This is a genomic window from Protofrankia sp. Cj3, assembly GCF_917627355.1.
GTDB lineage: Bacteria > Actinomycetota > Actinomycetes > Frankiales > Frankiaceae > Protofrankia.
The window spans coordinates 15,597-17,093 of sequence record NZ_CAKJTR010000124.1 but is presented as its reverse complement, the minus strand read 5'-3'; the positions used below and the strand labels follow the sequence as shown (position 1 = coordinate 17,093).

Sequence of the window (1,497 nt, the reverse complement as noted above, 5' to 3'; positions counted from 1 at the left end):
AAGGCCGTTCCAACGATCAAGGCACGCTACCAGCGCTCCCGCGACGGCCCGCGCACCGGAACGCGCGCGACACGCCCTACGCGACGTCCCGCACAGTCCACGACCCATTCCACGGATCGTGACTCCTTGTCACGTCCGCCGAGGCGTAGGTGCCACAAAGGATGGCGCGGGCAGGCCTCAGGTCATAGGGCAGCAGGATGATCAGGAACGCCCGGGAGCTGGGCCTGGACCCGCCCGTGAGGCGTTTCAATCCCTCCAGGGATGATCAGGAACCCCGACTGGTCGGCTCGGCGGCGATGAGATCGTGATGTTTCAATCCCTCCAGGGATGATCAGGAACAACCTGTGGCGCTTTTGCGGCGCCAGATCAAGCCGGGTTTCAATCCCTCCAGGGATGATCAGGAACCGATCATTCGATGGTATCCCGGGTGCACGCATCGTCGTTTCAATCCCTCCAGGGATGATCAGGAACAGGACTTGCAACCGCAACTCTGGTGTACGCAGTATTGTTTCAATCCCTCCAGGGATGATCAGGAACGCCCTGCTGCTGGGCGTGCAGGAGGGCGCCGCGGTGATGTTTCAATCCCTCCAGGGATGATCAGGAACTGGGTGCTGGCTGGACGGCAGCACGCGAAACGAAACGTTTCAATCCCTCCAGGGATGATCAGGAACTGGGTGCTGGCTGGACGGCAGCACGCGAAACGAAACGTTTCAATCCCTCCAGGGATGATCAGGAACTCGTATCCCACGCGGGTACGACGATGCCCACAGGTTTCAATCCCTCCAGGGATGATCAGGAACTGATAGAGAAAATGGATCGCAGCCGCGGCGGCAAGCGTTTCAATCCCTCCAGGGATGATCAGGAACCTCCGGGCGCCGGCCAGATAGCCCAGGCCGCTGGTCTGGTTTCAATCCCTCCAGGGATGATCAGGAACGGAGGAGCCGGTGAAAGAACCGGTAAAGAAGCGTGTTTCAATCCCTCCAGGGATGATCAGGAACGGGGTCCAGCTCTGGGACCAGCTCCGGGACCAGCTGTTTCAATCCCTCCAGGGATGATCAGGAACCTCATACAGGCTCAAGCCGCCCTGGACCATCCAGTTTCAATCCCTCCAGGGATGATCAGGAACTGCCGTGGAATTACATGCAGGCTGAACTACTGGAGGCGTTTCAATCCCTCCAGGGATGATCAGGAACGTGGGGGGATGCCCTATGGCCGGCCTCTGCGATGGTTTCAATCCCTCCAGGGATGATCAGGAACCTGTAGGCAGCGTCACACACAGACACACACAGCGCGGTTTCAATCCCTCCAGGGATGATCAGGAACGTGGGGGGATGCCCTATGGCCGGCCTCTGCGATGGTTTCAATCCCTCCAGGGATGATCAGGAACCTGTAGGCAGCGTCACACACAGACACACACAGCGCGGTTTCAATCCCTCCAGGGATGATCAGGAACGGAGAAAACACGTCTGTGCGCGACATGGAATGAAACGTTTCAAT

1 CRISPR repeat array is annotated in these 1,497 nt (G+C 58.8%).

Annotated elements, in window-relative coordinates:
- Positions 1 to 179: 179 nt before the first annotated feature.
- A CRISPR array of direct repeats spans positions 180 to 1,453; the repeat unit is 30 nt; unit sequence GTTTCAATCCCTCCAGGGATGATCAGGAAC.
- Between the last annotated feature and the right edge of the window lie 44 nt (positions 1,454 to 1,497).